The sequence below is a fragment of the Pseudophaeobacter flagellatus genome (assembly GCF_021228235.1).
Classification (GTDB): domain Bacteria; phylum Pseudomonadota; class Alphaproteobacteria; order Rhodobacterales; family Rhodobacteraceae; genus Pseudophaeobacter; species Pseudophaeobacter flagellatus.
The window spans coordinates 25,270-43,208 of sequence record NZ_JAJQRG010000010.1; the positions used below are offsets into that span (position 1 = coordinate 25,270).

The window sequence follows — 17,939 nt, forward strand, 5'->3', positions numbered from 1 at the left end:
CTGAGGTCAATTGCCGAAAAGTCCGGCGCAGGGTCTTTGCGCCTACTACGACATTGCCCCTTTGCCCCATCCCGCAACGATCAGTGCCCGACCGCAGCAAGGTAGAACGCTTGCACCTGAGCCATGAGCTGCTTAAATGGCGCCAGCAAGTAACTAGAAAGCGCCAAATGACAGTTCAATTCCGCCGTTATCGCAATCAGGTCTGCCCCTCATGAAAACTGAATACACTTCCTCGCGCGAGCTGCTTAGCTGGCTTTGGCGTGGCTATCTACGGCACTACATGGGGCTCCTGTCGATCGCCGTGGTCTTTATGCTGCTTGAAGGTGCCACCATGGGCGCACTCGGCTACATGATGCAGCCGATGTTCGACCTGATCTTTGTCGCCGGCAACACCAATGCCCTGTATTGGGTCAGCCTTGCCTTTCTTGCCATTTTCACCCTGCGTGGCATCTCTAGCGTCACCCAAAAGGTGCTGCTGAGCAAAGTCTCACAGACCTCGGCGGCGCATCTGCGCAAGGATATGCTGGCCCGGCTGATCCGGCAGGACCCGTCATTTCACCAAGTCCATGCCCCCGGCCTGCTGCTGCAACGGGTGCAAAGCGACGTTGGTGCCATCAATGCCGTCTGGCAGGCGATGATCACCGGTGCCGGGCGCGACACTGTTGCACTGATCGCGGTGCTAAGCGTCGCCATCAGCATCGACTGGCGTTGGACCGCAATCCTGCTCATCGGGGTGCCGCTGATGCTGCTGCCGATTTCCCTGTTGCAGAAATTTGTCCGCCGCCAGGCCTCTGAGGCGCGCGATCTCGGCGCCAGCCTGGCCACCCGCCTGGATGAAATCTTTCACGGTATCGTGCCGATCAAGCTGAACAAGCTGGAAGACTATCAGGTTGGCCGGTTCACCAAGAGCACAGAAAGCTTTGTGAATGCCGAGGTGAAATCTGCCTTTGGTACCTCGGCCATTTCCGGCATGACCGATATCATGGCCGGGGTCGGTTTCATGTCAGTTCTGCTCTATGGCGGGTCCGAAATTATTGCGGGCGACAAAACTGTCGGCCAATTCATGAGCTTCTTCACCTCGATCGGCCTGTCCTTTGAGCCCATGCGCCGATTGGCGAATATTGCCGGTATCTGGCAAGCCGCCGCCGCCGCACTAGAGCGCATCAAGGCGCTGATGGATGCGCCTATCCTGTTGACCTCGCCTAAAAATCCAGTCGCCCCACCCAAAGGGCTGCCTTCCATTAGCCTGAAAAACGTAGATCTCAACTATGGTGAGGCCGAGATCCTGCATAGCCTCAACCTCGAGGCAGAGGCTGGGAAGACCACCGCGCTGGTTGGTGCCTCGGGGGCCGGTAAATCCACCATTTTCAACCTGCTGACCCGCATGGTTGATCCGCAGTCCGGCGCTGTCCAGGTTGGCGGGACGAGCGTCGCCGACCTGTCGACCGACGATCTGCGCGGGCTGTTTTCAGTTGTTACCCAAGAGGGGCTGCTGTTCGACGAAACCCTGCTCGAAAATATCATACTGGGGCGCGAAGACGTCAGCGAAGAGGAGCTGCAAAAGGCGCTCAAGGATTCGCATGTCTCTGATTTCCTGGGAAAACTGCCAAACGGGCTCCAAACCCTGGTGGGGCCACGCGGCTCTGCGCTCTCGGGTGGTCAGCGTCAGCGGGTGGTTATTGCCCGCGCCCTGCTGCGCAATACACCGGTGCTGTTGCTGGACGAGGCAACCTCGGCCTTGGATGCGCAGTCTGAAAAGGTGGTACAGCAGGCGCTGGATCGTCTGGCCGGTGGACGCACCACGCTGGTGATCGCACATCGCCTGTCGACCGTACGCAACGCCGATAAGATCATCGTGATGGACCGCGGCCAGGTTGTCGACCAAGGCACCCACGAAGAGCTGCTGGAGCGCGGTGGCATCTACGCCGATCTCTACCGCTTGCAATTTCAGGACGGCAAGACCCTGCTGGACCGCCAGGGCATGGCAGCACAACTGTCAGAGACCAAACCCCAGGATTCCGACGAACAATCCGGCTGGCTTCGTCGGGTTGTGGGCCGCCTGCTGGGCTAGCCCATCCCGGCTGTCGCTAACACACCGAACCGGATCAAACCGAGTGCACGGCAACGATCTCCTGGCGCGGGCTATTTCTGATAGCCCCGCGCCAGGGTAGCGGGATCGGCCCCCAGAGCGTAGCGCAACAGGGTCCACAGATTAGCCGCACCGCGCCTCAGCCAGCCCTCTTCCTGATAACGCGCAGCACTGGTGTGCGCCAACACAGGCAAGGGTTTGAACCTCCCCAGATGCGCCCTTACGCGGCGCGCCAGCGCGACATCCTCCATCAGCGGCTGATCCGGGTATTCACCTGCCGTAAGATAGCCTTCGCGCGGGATCAGCAGCCCTTGGTCGCCATAGGGCAAGGCAAACAGCCGCGCCCGCAGATTGGCCCAGCCCGCCACCACAACCGGCCAAAAACCCCTAGCGCGAAACCGCAGCTGGAAATAAGCGGGTGCCTGTTCCCCGACCTGCAAGTGCTGCGCCACAACTGCGGCCCAACCGGGGGCCAGTTCAGTATCGGCATGCAGCACCAAGAGCCAATCACCGCGGGCCTGCGCACAGCCACGCCGTAGCTGACCCCCGCGCGAGGCAGCCCCCGACACCAGCCGCGCCCCGGCCTCATCGGCCAGCTGCGCTGTGGCATCGTCAGACCCGCCATCGCTGATCACCAGCTCGCGGATCAGCCCCTCGCCCAGCCCTTCCATCAGCGCGCCCAGGCACCCCGGCAGGGCCTGCGCCGCATTCAAGGTTGGTATCACAACAGTAATTGGCGCCGACATGGGATTTTCCTATTCAATTCAGGTCTTATTTCTATATCACTGGTCCCGGACTTGGCCACGCCCCAGTTGGCAGGCCAGCCATCCCATGATCGTATCACCGCGCCACCCAAATGGGTGGCCGCATCAGGAGACCACGCCATGCACGCGCGCAAGATCCTTCGCCTGTCGGGACCCGATACCCGCGACTTTCTGCAGGGGCTGATCACCAATGATATCAACAAGATTGATCAGGGGCTGACCTATGCCGCACTGCTGACACCCCAGGGTAAATACCTTGCGGATTTCTTTCTTGCCGCCGACGGCGACGCCGTCCTGCTGGATGTCGACGCCGAACAGGCCGAGGCGCTGATGAAGCGGCTGACCATGTACCGGCTGCGGGCCAAGGTCGAAATTTCTCCCACCAATCTGGGCGTCACACGCGGCACTGGTGCCGCCCCCGAGGGCGCGCTGGCCGATCCGCGCCATGCGGCGCTTGGCTGGCGGCTGATTGGCGCTGAAACCGGCGAGGACGATAGCGACTGGACCGGGCTGCATGTGGCCCATTGCATCCCGCAAAGCGGTATCGAGCTGGGGCCGGACAGCTACATCCTGGAAGCCGGTTTTGAGGCGCTGAACGGCGTTGATTTTCGCAAGGGCTGTTATGTCGGCCAAGAAATCACCGCCCGCATGAAGCACAAAACCGAGCTGCGAAAAGGGCTGCGCCGGGTAGATATCACCGGTGCCGCGCCCATAGGCAGCACTATCACTGCCGCTGGCAAACCCGTCGGCACTCTGTATAGCCAAGCGCATAGCCAGGCCATCGCCTATCTACGCTTTGACCGCGCCAAGGGCGATATGCAAGCCGAGACAGCCCAGCTCCACTGGACGCCCTGACGCGCGCGTTCTTATACCAAAAATCAATTTTTCGGAGACTATATGCGACACTTTCTTCCCATTGCCTTTGCGGTATTCCCTGCTCTGACGGCGCTGCCTGCCCAGGCACAGGACCAATATTGGGAATTTGGCGCCTGGCGCGTCTCGCTCACAGTGCAGGAAACCACCGAGCACGTCAGCCGCACCTGCCGGGCCTCCACTGGCGGCGATGGGCTGCCCGTGCTTAGCATTACGGTGCATGACGTGGATGCAGGCCCGCCCACGAACTACCCCGCCCCAACCCTGGAAGAAAGCGCCCCGCGCGGCCATGGTACCCAGGTGCAAAACGGTCAGGCCCTGGGGTTTGTCTTTGATAAACAGGCCGCTTTTTATGGCATTGCAGATGGCTACTATGATGCCGATGGCTTTGCCCAGGCGCGGGTATCGCCACGTTGGCAGGATAGGCTCAACATGCTGCGCTGGATGAAGGCGGGGCAAAACATCGATATCCGCACGGTGCAGCCCTATGGTGCCGGTGAACCGGTGCTGCAGGTCTCGCTGGCGGGCTTTACGGCGGCCTATGGCAAGATGATGGATGAATGCGGCTTTAGCATCGAACTCGTCGACCAGATGAACTGATACCGCATAAATAAAAAAAACCCGCCGCCAGAATCTGGCAGCGGGGGATTAGAAGAAACCTAAACTGGCAGCGCCGCCGAAATCAGGCGCGTTCCGCGTATTCCATGGTTTCGGTATTGACCACAATCATTTCGTCCTGGCCGACGAAGGGCGGCACCATGACCTTGACGCCATTGTCCAGGATGGCAGGCTTAAAGGAATTGGCAGCCGTCTGCCCCTTTACCACCGGCTCTGTCTCGACAATCTTGCAGGTCACTTTCTGCGGCAGGGTCGCGTTCAGGGCTTCCTCTTCGTAGAATTCCATCACGATGGTCATGCCATCCTGCAAAAAGGGGCGGCGATCGCCCAGCAGCTCGGCCGAGAGTTCGATCTGTTCGTATGTTTCGGTATCCATAAAGACCAGCATGCCATCACTCTCATAGAGAAACTGCTGGTCTTTCTGCTCCAACCGCACACGCTCGACCTTGTCAGCACTGCGGAAACGTTCGTTCAACTTAGAGCCATTGCGCAGGTTGCGTAGCTCTACTTGGGCAAAGGCGCCTCCTTTGCCAGGCTTCACGTGATCGACCTTGACTGCGGCCCACAGACCGCCGTTGTGCTCCAGAACATTGCCGGGGCGGATCTCGTTACCATTGATCTTGGGCATCTGAAAAATCCATCTGGGAAGGTTGATGATATCTTAAGAGACCCTATATCTGGCGTAATCACCGCTGGCAAGACAACGATATCTCGTAGGTAGGGCGCTAAAGCTATGCAAATTTTGCATGAAAGCTATGCATACACAGGCTATCCGAATCGTCATAGTTCCGTCATAAGGAACGTCACGCCGCGAATTGCAATAGCAAGAACAACAAAGGAAACGGGATGCGAGATTTCGTTGACGGCACCGCGTACAACAATGAACAGGGCAACCGAGCACGCAAGCTCTTTGCCGCTGTCGTTTTGGCCGCGCTGGATGACGCCATAGCCGATGATAAAAAATATGGCAACGGCCCGGAACAAATTGCCCGCTGGGCACGCTCACGCGATGGGCGCGAAGTCCTCAGCTGTGCTGGCATTGACCCCAACGAACGGGTTGTCGGCGGATTGATGGATTTTGTCGGACGTGGGGTTCGGACCTCCGTTGCCCTGTCGCGCGAAGAAAGCGAACGGCGCAATGCAGCCCAGGCAGAAGCCGCCTGAAGCTAAGTTTACCCATGGCCCAGAAGGGCCAAGACTGACGACAGATCTACAGAAAGACGCGTCCTGGGGGGCGCGTTTTTCTTTGTGCACTGCCCCTTGCTGTGCCCAGCTGCGCCCCAGCCGCGCCCGATCCAGAACAGCTGTCGCGCAGGTGCCGCTTTGGGGCGTAAATTTCAGCCCCCCCACCCCGCCAATGCGCTAGCCTGATCAAAAAGGGCTTTTCCTCTGCCGCCCAATCGGCAATCACAGGTCAAACCACAGCAGGAGAACCCCAATGGCGGCACGCGCACTCATGATTCAGGGCACCGGCAGCAATGTTGGCAAATCCATGCTTGTGGCGGGTCTTGCCCGCGCTTTTCACCGGCGCGGCCTGAAGGTGGCACCTTTCAAGGCGCAGAACATGTCCAATAATGCCGCCGTCACCCCAGAAGGCGGAGAGATCGGCCGGGCCCAAGCGCTACAGGCGCGGGCTGCCGGGCGGGCACCACATGTGGATATGAACCCGGTGCTGCTGAAACCCGAAACGGATACCGGCGCCCAGGTGATCGTTCAGGGCAAGCGGCGCGGCAGTCAGGCTGCGGGCTCTTTCATGCGCGACAAGACTGGCCTGATGGAGGCGGCCCTGGACAGCTACCACCGGCTGGCCAAGGGGGTTGATCTGGTGCTGATCGAGGGCGCGGGATCGCCTGCGGAGACCAATCTACGCCGGGGCGACATTGCCAATATGGGCTTTGCCTGCGCAGTGCAGGCGCCGGTGGTGCTGGTGGGGGATATTCATCGCGGCGGCGTCATTGCCCAGATTGTCGGCACCCAGGCGGTGCTGGACCAGCAGGACCGCGACCGTATTGTCGGCTTTGCCGTGAACCGCTTTCGCGGCGATATCAGCCTATTTGACGCCGGGCGCGATGACATCGCCCGACGCACCGACTGGCCCTCGCTGGGGGTAGTGCCCTGGTTCTGGGAGGCCTGGAAGCTGCCCGCCGAAGACATGATGGATATCGTCTCGACCAAGGGCGGCGCCTGCAAGGTGGTGGTGCCCCAGCTGGAGCGGATGGCAAACTTTGATGACCTCGACCCGCTGGCGGTAGAGCCAGAGGTCACGGTGGAAATTGTCCCTGCGGGTAAGGCACTGCCAGGGGATGCAGATCTAGTGCTGATACCGGGCAGCAAATCCACCATCGCAGATCTGGCCTATCTGCGTGCCCAGGGCTGGGATATCGACATTCTGGCGCATCACCGGCGTGGCGGCCATGTCTTGGGGCTCTGTGGCGGCTATCAGATGCTCGGCAAGACCATCGACGATCCGCATGGGGTCGAAGGGCGTCCAGAAAAGGTTGCCGGGCTGGGGCTGCTGGATGTGCATACGGTGATGGCCGAGAGCAAGCGCGTCACCCTGACCCAGGCCGAAAGCCTGGGCGGTGGCCTGTTTGAAGCCGGGCTGCCGGTCAGCGGCTACGAAATCCATATGGGACGCACGACCGGTGCCGACTGCGCCCGCGCCTGGCTTCAGGTTGACGGCCGCCCGGAGGGGGCCGCCTCGCCCGATGGGCGGGTGCTGGGCTCATATCTGCATGGGCTGTTCAGCTCTGATCGCTTTCGCGGCCAGTATCTGGCCGGACTGGGTCATAGCAGCCAGATTCCCTATGACGAAGGCATTGAAACCACGCTTGACGCGCTGGCCGATCATCTAGAGCAGCATATGGATCTGGATCAGCTGCTGTCCTTGGCCACAGAGATCCCGTCACCGGTATCCGCCCCAAATCTGACAGTATAGCCCGCACTAGGCACCAGATGCGGGCACAGATGATTGCTGCGACCAGTCAGCCATCTGCACAAAATGTAGCGGGTTTTGGCAGGTGGACGGCAGACGTTGACCTAGTACCTGGCGCGTTCATTTTCATTCACGCGACAGGTACTAATTTTTTGTTTCCGCATGTTTCAGAAGCGCTAGATCAGATCCTGCGCCGCAAGGGCACGTTGGATTTCGCGGCGCACCAATTTGCGCACATTGCGGGTAATCCGCTCGCCCAGGGCCCCCTGCAACTCGCTGCGGACAATCTCTGCCACCATTTCGCGCAGGCTGTCTTCGTCCAGGTAGCGATCATCCCCGGCGTCCTGCTCCAGCAGGTCCAGAGTTTCGCTGGTCACCGCGTCCTGCACCAGATCTACCGCATCCAGAGGCTCTTGCCCCGCCGATTCGTCTGCCATCGGTGCAGGCGCGGTCTCGGCTGCGTCCCCTGTAGACGCGCCAATGTCGTCCTGCCATTCCAGCGTTTCGATATTGGTGCCGGCATAGGGATCCTTGGAGGCACCATCAGGCTCCCACTGGTCCTGCGCCTGTGCCACCTTTGCCTCAAGTTCAGCAATCTTTTGTACCACAGCCGAAACCCGTTCGCTGCCATCCAGCTCAGGCGTCAGTTGCACCTCTAAAGGTTGGGTCGCAGCGTCCGGGCTGGCAGGCGCATCTGCTCCATGCAGGGTTTCCTGCGGGGCGGCAAAGGCATCCACCGCACCAAACAGAGTGGCACCCGGCTCTTGCCAGGGGACGGTGTCATCCGGGATTGCTGTCTCAGCATCCGCTGCCACGACCTCTGGCGATTCTGCCTCGGGTGTATCTGCCTGCGCTGCGGCAGCAATCTCTGGCGCCTGCCTTGGCAGCGGGCTATCCTTGACGTCCCTATTGTTTTGAAAACTCAACACCTCAGCCGGATCAAGCTCTGGCTGGGCATCAAGCGCGATACCGGCTTCATCTTGCAGGGGGGAAACGGCGTCCAGATTTTCTGCGGCAGCGGGGGCTTCTTCCGGCCTGCTCTCGGCCACCCGCAAAGCAGGCGTCAGAACCAACCGCGACTTTGGCGTTGCCGCCGCGCGCGCAGGTGGCGCCACGCGCCCATCTTCGCTCACCAAACGGCGGATGGAGGAAAGCACATCTTCGATTTCAGCCTGCGTTACAGGATCGGACATAGTATTTAAACCACTCTAGCCTTTACGCGAGTGTAGCTGCCCCGCTGCACGCGCACAATATTTCTGGTGACTTTTAGTTTTTTCCCAGAGCCCGCAGCACACGATCCAGATCGCGGCTTTGTTGGCTCACCTGGGCTGGCGCGCCTTTGACCAGGTTATAGTACAGCGTCGGGTCGTAGATTTCGACAGCCAAGCCAAGGTGTTCAGCCGTCAAAAGCCCCTGCGCCTGCAGCAGGGCATAGGCGGCGGTGGCCTGATTGGCCCGCGACTGTACCCGCGAGGTCAGCGCATTCAGCAGATCCTGTTCCGCCTGCAACACATCCAGCGTGGTACGCGCGCCCAGCGTCGCCTCTTCGCGAATCCCGTCAAAAGCGACCTGAGCCGCCCGCACACTTTCGTTCGAGGACACAAGGCTGGCCGAGGCCGCCTCAAGCGTGACATAGGCCGCAGCGACATCCTGCGTCACCGCCCGCTGTACAGTGATCAACTGGCCGCGCGCCGCATCGCCAATGGCCATGCTGGAACGCAGGGCCGAAGCCAATGCGCCGCCGGCATAGATCGGCTGGGTCAAGGTAATGCTGGCACCAGATGTATCGGAGTCAGCAGTCGAGGAAATCCCGACGGTGGTGCTGACATCCGCAATAAACTTGACGTTCGGGCCAAGCCCCTTGCGCGCTGCTTCAACGCTATAATCAGCGGCCTTGACCGTATGCTGCTGCGCCAAAAGGCTGGGGTGATTGCGGTTAGCGATAGCCTCGGCAGACGACAAAGAGGCCGCCCGCTTAGGCAAAGGGGGCGCGCCGGCAGCTGATCCGATGGGGTTGCCAACCGCCTCGACATAGGAGGCTTTGGCTTCCAGCAGATTACCACGGCTTTCAATCAGATTGGCTCGGGCCGAGGCCAGACGGCTCTGCGCCAAGGCGACATCGGTACGGGTGACTTCGCCGACTTCAAAGCGATCCTGCGAGGCCTTCAGCTCTTCTTGTAGCAAGCGCAGGTTGTTGCCCTGCAGCCGCACGATTTCATTTTGCAGCAACACGTTCACATAGGCCTGCACCGCGTTGAACAACACCTGTTGTTCAATGTTGATCAGGCTTTGCCGGGTGGCCAGAACAGTTTGCTGTGCAGCCAGCTGTCTCAGGCGCGTCGCACCGCCATCAAACAACAGCAGGCTCAGGTTCAAGCCGGTGCTCAGTTCATTGTTGGTAATGTCGTTGACAGAAGCCGTCGTATTGCTGGTTCGGTGTTTGGCAGTGATCGTCCAGTTGATAATAGGGCGCAGCCCGGCAACGGCCGCAGCAACGTTTTCGTCCTCCACCCGCAGCAAAGCCCGGTTTTGTTCCAGCAAGCCGCTGGATTTATAAGCGCCAATCAGCGCGTCTGACAGATTATCCGCACTGGCGACTTTTGGCAGCGCAAAGGCAAACGCCGCAGTGCCTGCGAATACAAAAGCCTTAAACAAACTCGCCGAATTCTTCTTATACATCGGGAACCCTATTTGTTTGCCGCGCCGCCAGCCGCGGGAAGATTATTATGTATCAGGCCCCACATCCAGCCGGGCCTGGCAGATCATTTCAACGACCCCGAACCAAAGCCCCCCTAAAGCGCGAAGGCCGCAGCCTGTTCAAACCCGGGCATGACAGGCGCACCTGCGTTGAATTCAAAGCGCCAGGAAATCTGATCACCCTGTTTGTATCCCACCTTCACCTCGCCCAGGGCTCCGGTCATGAAAATGACAGCAATGCGACCGCCATCTTTCAGCTGCGCCAACAATTGGTCAGGCAGGACTTCGACGCCGCCCTGCACCAGGATAACATCATAGGGGCCATGTTCGGCAGCCCCCTCGGTCAGCGGGCCGACATGGACGATGGCATTATCAGCGCCCGCCTCTGCAAGCTGCGACTGGGCCTCGCCGGACATTTCTTCATCTTCTTCGACGCCGATCACCATCTGCGCCATCTGGGCGGCGACGGCGGTGGAATACCCCAGCCCACAGCCCACATCGAGCACCAATTCATTGCGCTGAATATCAAGCGCGTCCAGCATTTTGGAAAGCGTGCGCACCTCGATCAATGCGCGCCCCGCCCCAAGATCCATGTTGCGATCCGCATAGGCGGCTTCGCGCTGCGCATCCGGAACAAAATCTTCGCGCGCAACGGCCAGCAGCGCCTCGATGATCGGGTATTTGGTCACATCCGAAGGACGGACCTGAGTGTCAACCATCATGCGGCGACGTTCGGCAAAGTCGGTCATATGCTAAACTCTTTTGTTCAGTCTGTTTGCGGGATATTGTGCCATATCGCGGCATCTACAGCAACGACGCATAGCCTCGGGCCGTGGCAAAATGCAGATCCTGTTGCACTGAGAGCTATTTCTTCTTCACGAATTTGGTCAAAATAACAATTCTCTGGCCTTCAACGCGACCCTCGATGTGCTCGGGATTGTCCTGCACCAGAGAGATGCCCCGCACCGCAGTGCCGCGCTTGGCGGTAAAGCCTGCCCCCTTGACGGGCAGATCCTTGATCAGCACCACATTGTCACCAGCCGCAAGCGGCGCGCCGTTGCTGTCAACATGACCGCCAGACGCCACCTGGTTGTCGACCCAGGCGCGGGTCTCATCCTCCAGCCAGAGCTGATCTGCCAGATCGCGAGCCCAGTCATGCTCTGCCAGCCGGGCCAAGAGCCGCGCGGCGAGAACCTGCACTGCGGGCTCTGGCGACCACATGGACGCGCCCAGACAGCGCCAATGCGCCGCATCCAGATCGCCGTCGATCTGCGTCTGACAGGTGGCGCAGATCTGAACCCCGGCATCCTCGGGGCCGCCGGGGACAGCGTAAAAACGGGTCTCTTGCGCGGCAGAACACAGATCACAAACCGGGGAAGATGGTGTGGCGGCGGACATGGCGGGGCTCCGGTAAAAGAAAATAGGTATAGGCTGCCCTCGCCTTAGCGCCTTCTTCCATAGAAGAAAAGCCTCCCGGGCCTACAGGTCCGCCGACACTGTCCAAGCCAAACCCCACGCGCGCCGACAATACGTCGGCCCATGCGTCCCCCATACAGGCGCTCCTGTGCTCAAGATGACGGTGGGCAACCGGGCGCTATTCGGCGCAGGTGTTGCAAAAGCGGGTCGATGGCACCAAATCCAGCAGCTGCCCAGCAATCTCTTCACCGCAAATCTGGCAATACCCGTAAGAACCTTCCCGCAAGCGGGCCAGAGCGGCATCAATCTGGCGCAGTTCATCCGCGTCCTGATCGCCCAACGGCTTACCTGGATCAAGCTGAAAGGCAGGCCGCGTACCCGCCTGTTGCCGCGCGCCAGAAAAGACCTGCGCGGCCTCTCTCGCCGGTTCCGTCAGCGCCCGGCGGCGCGCCTCCAGTATCGCTCTTTGTGCTGAATAACTCATCCCCGACCCTCCCAAATCAGTGACCTGCGCCGATCCTAACATAGGTTAGAAAAACGCATTCCACGACGTGAAAAATGAGGGAAGATCAGCAAAAAGTTGCGACAATTTCGCGAAGACAAATTGCGCAACGCACAAAACCACGGCCACAAGCGTGAATTTCAGAGGGTCTAAAAATGGTCGCAGCGGCCGCCACAAAGCGAAGGGCAGCGCCGGACCCAGGGTGGGCGCAAAGCGCCCTCCCCCAGACGTTGTTCAGCTATCCATCTTGAGCGCCGAGATGAACGCTTCCTGCGGGATGTCGACCTTGCCGAACTGGCGCATCTTTTTCTTACCCTTCTTCTGCTTCTCCAGCAGTTTCTTCTTCCGGGTTGCGTCGCCGCCGTAACATTTGGCGGTCACATCCTTGCGCATCGCGGACAGGGTTTCGCGGGCAATCACCTTGCCGCCAATCGCTGCCTGGATTGGAATCTTGAACATATGGCGCGGGATCAGGTCTTTCAGCTTTTCCACCATGGCGCGGCCACGGGCCTCGGCACGGTCGCGATGCACCATCATCGACAAGGCATCGACGGGTTCATCGTTCACCAGCACCGACATCTTGACCAGGTTGTCTTGCTGGTAGCCGGTCATCTGATAATCAAAGGAGGCATAGCCCTTGGTCACCGATTTCAGCCGGTCATAGAAATCAAACACCACCTCGTTCAGTGGCAGATCATAAACCGCCATGGCACGGCTGCCCGCATAGGTCAGGTCCAACTGGATGCCGCGACGGTCCTGGCAGAGCTTCAGCACATCGCCGAGATATTCATCCGGCACCAGAATGGTCGCCTTGATACGTGGCTCTTCCAGGTGATCAACAATGGTCAGGTCCGGCATATCAGCGGGGTTGTGCAGCTCAACCATGCTGCCATCGCGCATATAGACGTGGTAAACCACCGAAGGCGCAGTGGTGATCAGATCAATGTCATACTCGCGCTCAACCCGGTCGCGGATCACTTCCAGGTGCAGCAGCCCCAGAAATCCGCAGCGGAATCCAAAGCCCAGTGCAGCCGAGGTTTCCATCTCAAAGCTGAAGGACGCGTCGTTTAGTGCCAGCTTGTCGATGGCATCGCGCAGGTCTTCGAATTCGGCGGAATCCACCGGGAACAGCCCACAAAACACCACCGGCTGCGCAGGCTTAAAGCCAGGCAAAGCATCTTCGGTGCCTTTTTTCTCATGGGTGATGGTATCGCCAACACGGGTATCGCGGACCTGCTTGATAGAGGCGGTCAAAAAGCCAATCTCACCGGGGCCAAGTTCATCAATCACCGTCATGGCCGGGCGGAAGACGCCGATGCGGTCCACATGGTGAGTCGAGCCATTGGAGAGCATCTTGATCCGCTCACCTTTTTTCAGCACCCCGTCCATGATCCGCACCAGAACGATCACGCCAAGATAGGCGTCATACCAGCTGTCCACCAACATCGCCTTTAGCGGCGCGTCGCGGGTGCCAGTTGGCGCAGGTAGGTCATTGACGATGGCTTCCAGTGTTTCGTGGATGCCCTGGCCTGTTTTGGCCGAAACCCGAATGGCACCAGTGGCCTCGATGCCGATGACATCTTCGATCTGTTCCGCCACCCGATCACAATCCGAGGCCGGCAGGTCGATCTTGTTCAGCACCGGCACGATTTCATGGTCGGCCTCCATCGCGTGATAGACATTGGCCAATGTCTGCGCCTCAACCCCTTGCGTGCTGTCGACCACCAGCAAAGAGCCTTCAACCGCACGCATTGAGCGGGAGACCTCGTAAGCAAAGTCGACGTGGCCAGGGGTGTCGATCAGGTTCAGCACGTATTGCTCACCATCGTCCGCCGTATAATCAATGCGCACCGTATTGGCCTTGATCGTGATGCCGCGCTCGCGCTCGATGTCCATACTATCAAGCAGCTGCGCCTTCATATCACGCACCTCCACCGTCCCCGTCTCTTGGATGAGCCGGTCAGCGAGGGTGGATTTGCCATGGTCGATATGAGCGACGATGGAGAAATTGCGGATTTTGGCGAGATCTGTCATGCAAGTTGATATGATTTGGTTTCTTGTCTTGGTCAAGCGCGCGTCTATGCTGCGATGAAGTTATTTATCGAAATCGGCAGTCAAAGGCGTATTGAGCATAGCAGATGTGGACAAGATAGAAGATTTTAACCAGCTAGAAGCCTGGCTTAAAACGCAAGATGTGCGGGTCACCCATGCTCTTGCCGCCCGCTCCACCCTACGAAGTCTGCCAATATTGATGGCAGAGGCGGATAAAATGATCGGCGGAAGCCTTGGCACAGCATATCTTTTGGCAGGCTTCCGTGCCGTCCTCACGTCTGGAGTTGCAAGCGCTTGTGCGCCCTCGGATACAAAGAAAATTGGCCGTGCTGCCCGATCCGCAGGCGACTCTCTCTTCCCTGATGCCTACAGTGATCGCGTTAACCCTCTTACTGCCGCCTAGCCGCGGCCGATCACATTGCCTATCCCGTCTCGGCTTCCGCCTCCCGCTCCTTTGAACTCCCAAGCATGATCATCGAGAAAGCAACTGCGACCTCCAATACCTCTCATTTCGCCTCCAGCGCTTCCGATGCAAGGTTAAGTATACTCAATGAACCCCATCAGATTTTTGGCCACCCGTTGTGGCACAGCACAGATGATGTCGGGCGGGTACTCCAACTCTGGCAGGTATTTGAGACTCGCAAAGATCCAGAGGGCATTTGGAACTTCTGGCGCACCTGGTATCGCGGCATGCTCACCGGCGAACCGATAGATTGGGATCTGCAATTACAGATTTCCCTGATTGATGACACCATCTGGGCGGCGGAGCCCAAGGCGGTCGCCAGGGAAATCGAACGCATTCAGACGGAAATGCTCGCTGCAAAGCTGCCGATGGCAGAACGCATTGAGATCAACCCGGACACCGGCAAGTTCCGCGCGGTTCCGATCTCGGTCGAAAACCCGGTCACGCTCTCTGCCCTGCTGTCGCAGATCGAAGATGCGCTGGAGGATTGCCTCGGCGGGCATAACGGGCTGGCGGAACGCTCCGGCAATGTCAAAAAGCTCAACCGTGTGCTGACCAAATACCGGAATGATCCGCAGAACGCCGAACTCACCCTCACCCGCGTTGCGGGCCGTCTGCGCAACCAGCTGCATGAAACGAGGGAATTGGCGGACAATGAGGACAATCTCGCTCTGCTTGATGCGGTTGAGGAAGGTGTGCGCGGTATTCGCGCCAACCACCCAGAGGAGGCCGCAAATCGCGAGCAACTGACCAAACAAGCCCTGAAAGCCCTGACACCAGAGGACAAAGCGCTCCTGGAACAGGCACTGCCCGTCTTGACCGCGATCAGCGAACCGGAACTTGTCGATGATTTTAAGCATGACATTCAAGAGCTGATCAATGATAGCATCCTCCCTCTGCCAATAGGCGCACCGCCCCTGCCGGGTGCAGACGTAACAACCCGGCTGTTTGACCGGGTGTCGAAAATGAGACTGCTTATTCGAAATGGAAAAGACCTAGCCAGACAAGGCGCACAGGCCTTTGACAGCGACCTCGCAAAATCTGTCCGCCTCGCGGCGCTCGCTATTTCTGTAACTGGTGGTGTTGGCGGGGTTCTATACGCGGTGGTCCAGGTGGGCCTTCGCATACTGGGCGTTCTGTAAATCCCTCAGGTCAGCGCCTGACCCTGGGTGGGTGCGAAGCGCTCGGCCTTCCCCAATCAGATCCGACACCAGCAAGATTTTGCGCATTTGTGAAGCGATTTTAACCACGATTGAAACTTATCTCGCACTTCGCCATATTCGCGCAAAACCGGGCACGGGATCCGGGGTAAACACACGAGGGACATTTGATGAGATTGCTGCCCACCTTCCTGCGTCCTGCAGGGCTTTGTGCCGTATTGGCTGCTCAGGTTCTTACTGCGCAGATCGTGTTTGTTCAGCCCGCCCAGGCCGGTGTGATCGAACGGGCCTGCCGCAACTCTGACCGGATCGCCGCCAGCCCGGCCCTCTGCAACTGCATTCAGAAGGTGGCCAACCAGCAGCTCTCCTCTTCCGAGCGGCGCACCGTGTCCAAGTGGTTTGCCGATCCGCACCAGGCACAGGTGGTGCGCCAGTCCAGCAATAGCCGCGATGAACGGCTCTGGCTGCGCTACAAGGTTTTTGGTGATACCGCCGCCAAAACCTGCGGCTAAGGCGCCTGCCTGCGCTCCCCTAAAGCACACCGAACAGACGGGCCGAACAGACGGGCTTGGCCTGCGCCAAGGCGGCTGGGCAGACCATGACGCGGGATGTTTTCAGAAAACCAAAGCCGACACCAATACGCCCCCTGCCCCTACATTCGGGCCTTCAACCCCCAACCGATACGACCTTGGGGGGGGAATAGCAGGGGGATTAGCACCCTTGACCCACCAGCAAGCGCTGGAGGAAACTATCGTCAGGCAAACATTTTTTCAGGAGCGCGGGCATGTTGATCAAGGGGGTCACCCTTCGAGGGTTAGAGGTCTTTGAAACCCTGGCCAAGACCGGCTCGGTTGCGCAGACCGCCGATGTGACTGGCCTCAGCCAGCCTGCCGTCAGCCAACAGTTGCGCAACCTTGAAAAAGCTCTGGGAACAGAGTTGGTCGATCACAGCCGCCGCCCCATGGTGCCAACCTCTGCCGGGCGGAACTTTCTGGCCAGGACCCATGCAGTTTTGTCCGAGCTGCGCCTGGCACAGAGCGAGCTGTCGATGATGGATCTGAGCCACCTGCCGGAGCTGTCGATCGGTCTGATTGATGACTTTGACAACGATCTAACACCCCGCCTGGTGACGGCCCTCGCCGAGAGCCTGACCGAATGCCGGTTCAAGATGATCACCGCCTCCAGCCATGACATCCTGCGCGCCATCGAGGCCGGGGAGCTTCATCTGGCGATCACCGCCACCACGGGTACTCCGCAAGACGGGCTGGTCGAATTCCCGCTGGTGCGCGATCCCTTTATTCTGGTGGCGCCCAAGGGCTATTACCCCACCCCCAAAGTCGCCGCAGAACAGCTCGACCAGCTGCCGTTTCTGCGTTATGCCGCAGACCAGCTGATTTCGCAGCAAATCGAAGCCCTGGTCCAGAACCACGCACAGGCGCTGGGGCAGGAACAAGCCTTTGAAAACCGGTTTGAAATTGGATCACACTTGGCACTGATGGCCATGGTGGCGCGCCGTATCGGCTGGGCGGTGACAACACCGCTGGGCTATATGCGTGCAGCGCGGTTCCACGATGAAATCGATGCCTTTCCGCTGCCCTTCGACCCCTCTGACGGGCTTTCTGCGCGCAAGATATCACTCTTTGCAGGCAAGGACTGGGCCGACCAATTGCCCCGCACTGTGGCGCAGACAACTCAGGGTTTGATCAAGCGGCAGATGGTGGCCCCCTCCATCGCCCGCCTGCCCTGGCTGGCGCAGGATTTCCGGCTGCTGGACGAATTGCTGTAGCCTCTCGCCCCTGTTTGCGCCGGGGTCACCTGGCGTGGGCAGCGGCAAAGAGGAAGGCCGCATGGTCGCTGCCCCCTCTCTGCCTTGGTGCTTAGTTAGAGTGCTTCATATGGCCGGGCTTGCGTTCCAGATCGACGGGGATTTCGATATTGATCTCACCGGCATTTTTAAACACCAGCGTGAGGGGCACCACATCGCCATGCTCCAGCGTTTCGGTCAGACCCATGAACATCACATGGTCACCGCCGCGTTGCAGCATATGGCTGCCCTCGGCCGGGATGGCAAAGCCGTCCTCCACATGCATCATCTTCATGACGCCATCGCCGCTTTCCATGTGGGTATGCAGCTCCACCCGCTTGGCCACGTCAGAGCGTACCGCAAGCAACTGATCTGCCTCCGAACTCATATTCATGATGTTCATAAAGGCAGCACCGCTAGAGGCCATCTTGGTAGAAACGCGGGCATATTGATCCTGCACCATGATCTTGGTGCCCTCGGCAGAAGCCGCACCAGCAAGCGACACGGCGGCAACCGCCGCAAACAAAACGGATTTCAGGGACATCTCTGTCTCCTTTCTCAAGTTA

At 59.3% G+C, this 17,939-nt stretch carries 17 protein-coding genes; 8 read left to right on the forward strand and 9 right to left on the reverse strand.

Going from position 1 to position 17,939, the window contains the following annotated elements:
- The first annotated feature begins 211 nt into the window (after positions 1 to 211).
- Positions 212 to 2,071 (forward strand): ABC transporter ATP-binding protein, encoded by a 1,860-nt coding sequence (locus LRK71_RS16745; RefSeq protein WP_232405084.1) that lies wholly within the window; start codon positions 212 to 214, stop codon positions 2,069 to 2,071.
- Between the two features lie 71 nt (positions 2,072 to 2,142).
- On the opposite strand, the gene LRK71_RS16750 is transcribed toward LRK71_RS16745, so the two are convergent.
- Positions 2,143 to 2,835 (reverse strand): TIGR04283 family arsenosugar biosynthesis glycosyltransferase, encoded by a 693-nt coding sequence (locus LRK71_RS16750; RefSeq protein ID WP_232405085.1) that lies wholly within the window; start codon positions 2,833 to 2,835, stop codon positions 2,143 to 2,145.
- Between the two features lie 138 nt (positions 2,836 to 2,973).
- On the opposite strand from LRK71_RS16750, the gene ygfZ reads away from it, so the two are divergent.
- Both ygfZ and LRK71_RS16760 read left to right on the forward strand, forming a co-directional pair.
- The gene (gene ygfZ / locus LRK71_RS16755; protein ID WP_232405086.1) at positions 2,974 to 3,708 is read left to right on the forward strand and encodes a CAF17-like 4Fe-4S cluster assembly/insertion protein YgfZ; all 735 of its coding nucleotides are present in this window, start codon (positions 2,974 to 2,976) and stop codon (positions 3,706 to 3,708) included.
- A 42-nt stretch (positions 3,709 to 3,750) separates the two neighbouring features.
- Positions 3,751 to 4,326, forward strand: coding sequence for an invasion associated locus B family protein (locus tag LRK71_RS16760; RefSeq protein WP_232405087.1), 576 nt, complete (start codon positions 3,751 to 3,753; stop codon positions 4,324 to 4,326).
- An 82-nt stretch (positions 4,327 to 4,408) separates the two neighbouring features.
- On the opposite strand, the gene efp is transcribed toward LRK71_RS16760, so the two are convergent.
- Complete coding sequence (efp, locus tag LRK71_RS16765; RefSeq protein WP_232405088.1) at positions 4,409 to 4,972, reverse strand: elongation factor P; 564 nt, start codon at positions 4,970 to 4,972, stop codon at positions 4,409 to 4,411.
- Positions 4,973 to 5,190: 218 nt separating this feature from the next.
- Here efp and LRK71_RS16770 point away from each other — a divergent pair, with 218 nt between their 5' ends.
- The gene (locus tag LRK71_RS16770; protein WP_009811619.1) at positions 5,191 to 5,508 is read left to right on the forward strand and encodes a DUF6280 family protein; all 318 of its coding nucleotides are present in this window, start codon (positions 5,191 to 5,193) and stop codon (positions 5,506 to 5,508) included.
- Between the two features lie 274 nt (positions 5,509 to 5,782).
- Positions 5,783 to 7,282 carry a cobyric acid synthase gene (locus LRK71_RS16775; protein ID WP_232405089.1) on the forward strand — a complete coding sequence of 500 codons (1,500 nt, stop codon included), beginning with the start codon at positions 5,783 to 5,785 and terminating at the stop codon, positions 7,280 to 7,282.
- Positions 7,283 to 7,455: 173 nt separating this feature from the next.
- Here the strand turns inward: LRK71_RS16775 and LRK71_RS16780 are convergent, their stop codons facing one another.
- From LRK71_RS16780 to lepA, 6 genes are all read right to left on the reverse strand, one after another.
- Positions 7,456 to 8,472, reverse strand: a complete 1,017-nt coding sequence (locus LRK71_RS16780) for a hypothetical protein (RefSeq protein WP_232405090.1) — start codon at positions 8,470 to 8,472, stop codon at positions 7,456 to 7,458.
- Between the two features lie 73 nt (positions 8,473 to 8,545).
- On the reverse strand, positions 8,546 to 9,958 hold the full coding sequence (locus LRK71_RS16785; protein ID WP_232405091.1) for a TolC family outer membrane protein: 1,413 nt from the start codon (positions 9,956 to 9,958) through the stop codon (positions 8,546 to 8,548).
- A gap of 113 nt (positions 9,959 to 10,071) precedes the next feature.
- The gene (locus LRK71_RS16790; protein ID WP_232405092.1) at positions 10,072 to 10,725 is read right to left on the reverse strand and encodes a protein-L-isoaspartate O-methyltransferase family protein; all 654 of its coding nucleotides are present in this window, start codon (positions 10,723 to 10,725) and stop codon (positions 10,072 to 10,074) included.
- Between the two features lie 115 nt (positions 10,726 to 10,840).
- Complete coding sequence (locus tag LRK71_RS16795) at positions 10,841 to 11,374, reverse strand: PhnA domain-containing protein (RefSeq protein ID WP_232405093.1); 534 nt, start codon at positions 11,372 to 11,374, stop codon at positions 10,841 to 10,843.
- Between the two features lie 196 nt (positions 11,375 to 11,570).
- The gene (locus LRK71_RS16800; protein ID WP_232405094.1) at positions 11,571 to 11,876 is read right to left on the reverse strand and encodes a TraR/DksA family transcriptional regulator; all 306 of its coding nucleotides are present in this window, start codon (positions 11,874 to 11,876) and stop codon (positions 11,571 to 11,573) included.
- A gap of 252 nt (positions 11,877 to 12,128) precedes the next feature.
- Positions 12,129 to 13,928 carry a translation elongation factor 4 gene (lepA, locus tag LRK71_RS16805; RefSeq protein WP_232405095.1) on the reverse strand — a complete coding sequence of 600 codons (1,800 nt, stop codon included), beginning with the start codon at positions 13,926 to 13,928 and terminating at the stop codon, positions 12,129 to 12,131.
- A gap of 708 nt (positions 13,929 to 14,636) precedes the next feature.
- On the opposite strand from lepA, the gene LRK71_RS16810 reads away from it, so the two are divergent.
- The 3 genes from LRK71_RS16810 (at position 14,637) to LRK71_RS16820 (ending at position 17,355) form a co-directional block, all read left to right on the forward strand.
- On the forward strand, positions 14,637 to 15,551 hold the full coding sequence (locus LRK71_RS16810) for a hypothetical protein (RefSeq protein WP_232405096.1): 915 nt from the start codon (positions 14,637 to 14,639) through the stop codon (positions 15,549 to 15,551).
- 188 nt (positions 15,552 to 15,739) lie between these two features.
- Positions 15,740 to 16,081 carry a hypothetical protein gene (locus LRK71_RS16815; protein WP_232405097.1) on the forward strand — a complete coding sequence of 114 codons (342 nt, stop codon included), beginning with the start codon at positions 15,740 to 15,742 and terminating at the stop codon, positions 16,079 to 16,081.
- Positions 16,082 to 16,353: 272 nt separating this feature from the next.
- A complete protein-coding gene (locus LRK71_RS16820; RefSeq protein WP_232405098.1) occupies positions 16,354 to 17,355 on the forward strand; it encodes a LysR family transcriptional regulator in 1,002 nt (333 codons plus the stop codon).
- Positions 17,356 to 17,446: 91 nt separating this feature from the next.
- Here the strand turns inward: LRK71_RS16820 and LRK71_RS16825 are convergent, their stop codons facing one another.
- Entirely contained in the window at positions 17,447 to 17,917 is a 471-nt protein-coding gene (locus tag LRK71_RS16825; RefSeq protein ID WP_232405099.1) for a copper chaperone PCu(A)C, read from the reverse strand.
- Positions 17,918 to 17,939 lie beyond the last annotated feature (22 nt).

What these genes read in the sequence shown, in the direction of transcription:
- LRK71_RS16745 (WP_232405084.1), top strand. Translation starts at nt 212, where the DNA reads ATGAAAACTGAATACACTTCCTCGCGCGAGCTGCTTAGCTGGCTTTGG.
- LRK71_RS16750 (WP_232405085.1), bottom strand. Translation starts at nt 2,835, where the DNA reads ATGTCGGCGCCAATTACTGTTGTGATACCAACCTTGAATGCGGCGCAG.
- ygfZ (WP_232405086.1), top strand. Translation starts at nt 2,974, where the DNA reads ATGCACGCGCGCAAGATCCTTCGCCTGTCGGGACCCGATACCCGCGAC.
- LRK71_RS16760 (WP_232405087.1), top strand. Translation starts at nt 3,751, where the DNA reads ATGCGACACTTTCTTCCCATTGCCTTTGCGGTATTCCCTGCTCTGACG.
- efp (WP_232405088.1), bottom strand. Translation starts at nt 4,972, where the DNA reads ATGCCCAAGATCAATGGTAACGAGATCCGCCCCGGCAATGTTCTGGAG.
- LRK71_RS16770 (WP_009811619.1), top strand. Translation starts at nt 5,191, where the DNA reads ATGCGAGATTTCGTTGACGGCACCGCGTACAACAATGAACAGGGCAAC.
- LRK71_RS16775 (WP_232405089.1), top strand. Translation starts at nt 5,783, where the DNA reads ATGGCGGCACGCGCACTCATGATTCAGGGCACCGGCAGCAATGTTGGC.
- LRK71_RS16780 (WP_232405090.1), bottom strand. Translation starts at nt 8,472, where the DNA reads ATGTCCGATCCTGTAACGCAGGCTGAAATCGAAGATGTGCTTTCCTCC.
- LRK71_RS16785 (WP_232405091.1), bottom strand. Translation starts at nt 9,958, where the DNA reads ATGTATAAGAAGAATTCGGCGAGTTTGTTTAAGGCTTTTGTATTCGCA.
- LRK71_RS16790 (WP_232405092.1), bottom strand. Translation starts at nt 10,725, where the DNA reads ATGACCGACTTTGCCGAACGTCGCCGCATGATGGTTGACACTCAGGTC.
- LRK71_RS16795 (WP_232405093.1), bottom strand. Translation starts at nt 11,374, where the DNA reads ATGTCCGCCGCCACACCATCTTCCCCGGTTTGTGATCTGTGTTCTGCC.
- LRK71_RS16800 (WP_232405094.1), bottom strand. Translation starts at nt 11,876, where the DNA reads ATGAGTTATTCAGCACAAAGAGCGATACTGGAGGCGCGCCGCCGGGCG.
- lepA (WP_232405095.1), bottom strand. Translation starts at nt 13,928, where the DNA reads ATGACAGATCTCGCCAAAATCCGCAATTTCTCCATCGTCGCTCATATC.
- LRK71_RS16810 (WP_232405096.1), top strand. Translation starts at nt 14,637, where the DNA reads ATGCTCACCGGCGAACCGATAGATTGGGATCTGCAATTACAGATTTCC.
- LRK71_RS16815 (WP_232405097.1), top strand. Translation starts at nt 15,740, where the DNA reads ATGAGATTGCTGCCCACCTTCCTGCGTCCTGCAGGGCTTTGTGCCGTA.
- LRK71_RS16820 (WP_232405098.1), top strand. Translation starts at nt 16,354, where the DNA reads ATGTTGATCAAGGGGGTCACCCTTCGAGGGTTAGAGGTCTTTGAAACC.
- LRK71_RS16825 (WP_232405099.1), bottom strand. Translation starts at nt 17,917, where the DNA reads ATGTCCCTGAAATCCGTTTTGTTTGCGGCGGTTGCCGCCGTGTCGCTT.